This window comes from Mobiluncus holmesii ATCC 35242 (assembly GCF_000185445.1).
GTDB lineage: Bacteria > Actinomycetota > Actinomycetes > Actinomycetales > Actinomycetaceae > Mobiluncus > Mobiluncus curtisii.
Window position 1 is genome coordinate 1 of sequence record NZ_GL622347.1, and the last position, 5,452, is coordinate 5,452.

The following is a 5,452-nucleotide window of genomic DNA, read 5'->3' on the forward strand; positions in this document are numbered from 1 at the left end:
GAGTGGGTTTGTTGGTTTTGATCTCGATAGCGTTTTGTTTTTTGTTTACGCGTTTTTTTGGTGCCCTTTTTTGGGGTGCTTTTGTTAGTGTTTTTGCGGTTTTCTGATTTGATGAGGACCGTGTTTGTCAGGTTTTTCTGGCTCTTTTTGGATGGACTGTTTTTGGTTTGTTTTTTTTGGAGAGTTTGATCCTGGCTCAGGACGAACGCTGGCGGCGTGCTTAACACATGCAAGTCGAACGATGAAGCCGCAGCTTGCTGTGGTGGATTAGTGGCGAACGGGCGAGTAACACGTGAGTAACCTGTCCTTTTCTTTGGGATAACGGCTGGAAACGGCTGCTAATACTGGATATTCAGGCGTCACCGCATGGTGGTGTTTGGAAAGGTTTTTTCTGGGATTGGGTGGGCTCGCGGCCTATCAGCTTGTTGGTGGGGTGATGGCTTACCAAGGCTTTGACGGGTAGCCGGCCTGAGAGGGTGGTCGGTCGCACTGGGACTGAGATACGGCCCAGACTCCTACGGGAGGCAGCAGTGGGGAATATTGCACAATGGACGAAAGTTTGATGCAGCGACGCCGCGTGGAGGGTGTAGGCCTTCGGGTTGTGAACTCCTTTTTCTCGCGAAAAAGGCACAGTTTTGGCTGTGTTGATGGTAGTGGGGGAAGAAGCGCCGGCTAACTACGTGCCAGCAGCCGCGGTAATACGTAGGGCGCGAGCGTTGTCCGGATTTATTGGGCGTAAAGAGCTCGTAGGTGGTTCGTCGCGTCTGTCGTGAAAGCCAGCAGCTTAACTGTTGGTCTGCGGTGGGTACGGGCGGGCTTGAGTGCGGTAGGGGTGACTGGAATTCCTGGTGTAGCGGTGGAATGCGCAGATATCAGGAGGAACACCGATGGCGAAGGCAGGTCACTGGGCCGTTACTGACACTGAGGAGCGAAAGCGTGGGGAGCGAACAGGATTAGATACCCTGGTAGTCCACGCTGTAAACGTTGGGAACTAGGTGTGGGGATGCTATCCTGTGTTTCTGCGCCGTAGCTAACGCATTAAGTTCCCCGCCTGGGGAGTACGGTCGCAAGGCTAAAACTCAAAGGAATTGACGGGGGCCCGCACAAGCGGCGGAGCATGCGGATTAATTCGATGCAACGCGAAGAACCTTACCAAGGCTTGACATACACTGCGATGGTTCCAGAGATGGGCCAGCCTTCGGGGTGGTGTACAGGTGGTGCATGGTTGTCGTCAGCTCGTGTCGTGAGATGTTGGGTTAAGTCCCGCAACGAGCGCAACCCTTGCCTCATGTTGCCAGCGGTTCGGCCGGGGACTCGTGAGGGACTGCCGGGGTTAACTCGGAGGAGGGTGGGGATGACGTCAAATCATCATGCCCCTTATGTCTTGGGCTTCACGCATGCTACAATGGCCAGTACAGAGGGTTGCGATACCGTGAGGTGGGGCTAATCTCTTAAAGCTGGTCTCGGTTCGGATTGGGGTCTGCAACTCGACCCCATGAAGTTGGAGTCGCTAGTAATCGCAGATCAGCATTGCTGCGGTGAATACGTTCTCGGGCCTTGTACACACCGCCCGTCACGTCACGAAAGTTGGTAACACCCGAAGCCCGTGGCTTAACTCTTTTTGAGGGGGAGCGGTCGAAGGTGGGATTGGCGATTGGGACGAAGTCGTAACAAGGTAGCCGTACCGGAAGGTGCGGCTGGATCACCTCCTTTCTAGGGAGCATTGCCAGTGTTGCGGATGTTTTGTCTGTGATGGTTTTTGTTTTCTGGTTTTGGGATGCGCGTGGGCATGGACATTTCCTGCTGTTTTGGTGGGGGCGCTGTCGGGTTTTGGGCTTATGGGCCTGGCTGGCTGCATTGGCATGGCTGTTTTGGTTGTGTGGTGTGGTTTGGTTGGTTGGTTGTTATTTGTATAGTGGTGCGAGTATCTGTGATGCAAGTTTTTTTGTCTTGTTTTAGTTTGTTCTTCTGGTGAGACCGTGTTTGGTTTGTTGTTTTTTTGGGCGTTCGGTGGATGCCTTGGTACCAGGGGCCGATGAAAGGCGTGGTGGACTGCGATATGCCTCGGGGAGTCGTCGAGCGGGCTTTGATCCGAGGGTGCCTGAATGGGGAGACCCGGCAAGTTTTGTGGCTTGTCACCGTATTCTGAATTGATAGGGGTGCGGGGGGAACGTGGGGAAGTGAAACATCTTAGTACCTACAGGAGAAGATATTCCGTGAGTAGTGGCGAGCGAAAGCGGAGGATGGCTAAACCTAATGAGTGTGATAGCGTACGGGCGTTGCTTGTTGGGTGTTGTGGGGGCGTATGCTGCTTTCCGTATTGGAGCGGGGCCTTTGTGTTGTGTTTAGTTGAACTGTCTGGGATGGCAGGCCGGAGAGGGTGATAGCCCCGTAGATGTTTGGCATGGTGCTGGGTTGGTGCGTGTCCCCGAGTAGGGGCGGACTCGTGTAATCTGTCTTGAATCTGCAAAGACCTCTTTGTAAGCCTGAATACTTCCTGGTGACCGATAGTGGATAGTACCGTGAGGGAATGGTGAAAAGTACCCCGGGAGGGGAGTGAAATAGTACCTGAAATCGGGCGCTTACAATCCGTCAGAGCCTTGTGGGGTGATGGCGTGCCTATTGAAGAATGAGCCTGCGAGTTATGTTGTGTGGCGAGGTTAACCTGTGTGGGGTAGCCGTAGGGAAATTCCGAGTCTGAATAGGGCGTGGAGTCGCATGATGTAGACCCGAAGCGGGGTGATCTACGCTTGGCCAGGTTGAAGCACGTGTAGAAGCGTGTGGAGGACCGAACCCACCTGGGTTGAAAACCGGGGGGATGAGCTGAGTGTAGGGGTGAAAGGCTAATCAAACTCCGTGATAGCTGGTTCTCCCCGAAATGCATTTAGGTGCAGCGTTGCGTGTTTCTTGGTGGTGGTAGAGCTACTGGTTGACTAATGGGCCGTTTTGGTTACTGAGGTCTGCCAAACTCCGAATGCCGTTCAAGTTAAGCGTGGCAGTGAGACTGTGGGGGATAAGCTCCATTGTCAAAAGGGAAACAGCCCAGATCGTCGACTAAGGCCCCTAAGCGTGCGCTGAGTGGGAAAGGATGTGGAGTCGCGTAGACAACCAGGAGGTTGGCTTAGAAGCAGCCATCCTTGAAAGAGTGCGTAATAGCTCACTGGTCAAGTGGTTCCGCGCCGATAATGTAGCGGGGCTTAAGCGTACCGCCGAAGTCGCGGCATCAGCATTTTGCACGGCACATGGTATGTGTGTTAGTGGTGTTGTTGGGTAGGGGAGCGTCCTGCCAGAGTTGAAGTCCGGGAGTGATCTCGGGTGGATTTGGTGGGAGTGAGAATGCAGGCATGAGTAGCGAGTGGAAAGTGAGAATCTTTCCCGCTGGATGACTAAGGGTTCCAGGGCTAGGTTTGTCCGCCCTGGGTGAGTCGGGTCCTAAGGCGAGGCCGTCAGGCGTAGTCGATGGATAACCGGTTGATATTCCGGTACCGGCGAAGGACCGTCCATGACGAGGGGACATGTGCTAACCGATGCTGTTGGTCCTGTATGCTTTCGGGTGTGTGGGGTTTGATGGTCTTGGGGTCCCGTGTTTTAGTAGTCAAGCGTGTTAACAGGGGTGACGCAGAGAGGTAGCTGGCGCGTGTCTTATGGCTTGGCGCGTCTAAGAGTGTGGCCTGGTTCCTAGGTAAATCCGGGGGCTGTTTGGGTGAGACTTGATGGTGAGACCGTTTGGTTGAAGTTCAGTGATCCTGTACTGTCGAGAAAAGCCTCGACGCTAGGTTTTAGCCGCCCGTACCCTAAACCGACACTGGTAGTCAGGTAGAGAATACTAAAGCGGACGGGTTAATCATGGTTAAGGAACTCGGCAAAATGCCCCCGTAACTTTGGGAGAAGGGGGACCATCCTGGTGAAGCGTCTTTACGGTGTGGAGCTGGTGGTGGTTGCAATAGCAAGAGGGACGCGACTGTTTATCAAAAACACAGGTGCATGCTAAGCCGTGAGGCGCTGTATATGCACTGACGCCTGCCCGGTGCTGGAAGGTTAAGAGGAACTGTTAGCTTTGGCGAAGCGGTGAATTTAAGCCCCAGTAAACGGCGGTGGTAACTATAACCATCCTAAGGTAGCGAAATTCCTTGTCGGGTAAGTTCCGACCTGCACGAATGGCGTAACGACTTCCCTACTGTCTCGACCGTGAGCCCGGTGAAATTGCATTACGAGTAAAGATGCTCGTTTCGCGCAGCAGGACGGAAAGACCCCGGGACCTTTACTATAGCTTGGTATTGGTGCTCGCTTGCGATTGTGTAGGATAGGTGGGAGACTGTGAAGCTGGCACGCTAGTGTTGGTGGAGTCGTTGTTGAAATACCACTCTGTTGTAAGTGGGTTCCTAACTTTGACCCCTGATCGGGGTTAGGGACAGTGCCTGGTGGGTAGTTTAACTGGGGCGGTTGCCTCCTAAACGGTAACGGAGGCGCTCAAAGGTTCTCTCAGCCTGGTTGGCAATCAGGTGTTGAGTGTAAGTGCACAAGAGAGCTTGACTGTGAGACTGACAGGTCGAGCAGGTACGAAAGTAGGAACTAGTGATCCGGCCATGGCTTGAGGAAGCGTGGTCGCTCAACGGATAAAAGGTACCCCGGGGATAACAGGCTGATCTTGCCCAAGAGTCCATATCGACGGCATGGTTTGGCACCTCGATGTCGGCTCGTCGCATCCTGGGGCTGGAGTTGGTCCCAAGGGTTGGGCTGTTCGCCCATTAAAGCGGTACGCGAGCTGGGTTCAGAACGTCGTGAGACAGTTCGGTCCCTATCCGCTGCGTGCGTTGGAGTTTTGAGGAGGCCTGTCCCTAGTACGAGAGGACCGGGACGGACGAACCTCTGGTGTGCCAGTTGTTCTGCCAAGAGCATGGCTGGTTTGCTACGTTCGGGAGGGATAACCGCTGAAAGCATCTAAGCGGGAAGCCTGCTCCAAGACTAGGACTCCGTGACTTTTGTCGTGAGGCCCCCTGTAGACTACGGGGTTGATAGGCCGGGCGTGGAAGCACCGTGAGGTGTGGAGCTTACCGGTACTAATCGGCCGATAACAACAACATACACAGTCCCACCGATAACGTGGAACAAACAATGAAACGAGTAGAGCAGAAAGACTTTTGCGTTCAGGTATTCGCGACCACTATACAAATAAGAACCAACCAGCCCGGTACTAACAGTTATGTATCGCGGCTTGTGTTCATGGGTTTGCTAACTGAATATGGTTAGTGACTAGAGTCCACGATTGTGGCGGCGGTCATAGCAGCAGGGAAACGCCCGGTCCCATCCCGAACCCGGAAGCTAAGCCTGCCCGCGCCGATGGTACTGCACACGCCGGTGTGTGGGAGAGTAGGAAACCGCCGCACTAAAACTTGAAAAAACCGTTTCGCCCCCAAACATTTTGGGGGCGAAACCATTTAAACACCACACC

Annotated in this window: 3 rRNA genes; all 3 read left to right on the forward strand. The window is 53.9% G+C overall.

Annotation, left to right across the window (positions count from 1 at the left end):
* Nucleotides 1-173 precede the first annotated feature (173 nt).
* The 3 genes from HMPREF0576_RS08925 (at nt 174) to rrf (ending at nt 5,387) form a co-directional block, all read left to right on the forward strand.
* Nucleotides 174-1,713, forward strand: a 16S ribosomal RNA gene (locus tag HMPREF0576_RS08925).
* A gap of 274 nt (nt 1,714-1,987) precedes the next feature.
* A 23S ribosomal RNA gene (locus HMPREF0576_RS08930) occupies nt 1,988-5,084 on the forward strand.
* Between the two features lie 186 nt (nt 5,085-5,270).
* Nucleotides 5,271-5,387, forward strand: a 5S ribosomal RNA gene (gene rrf / locus HMPREF0576_RS08935).
* Together the 16S, 23S and 5S rRNA genes form the textbook arrangement of a ribosomal RNA operon.
* Nucleotides 5,388-5,452 lie beyond the last annotated feature (65 nt).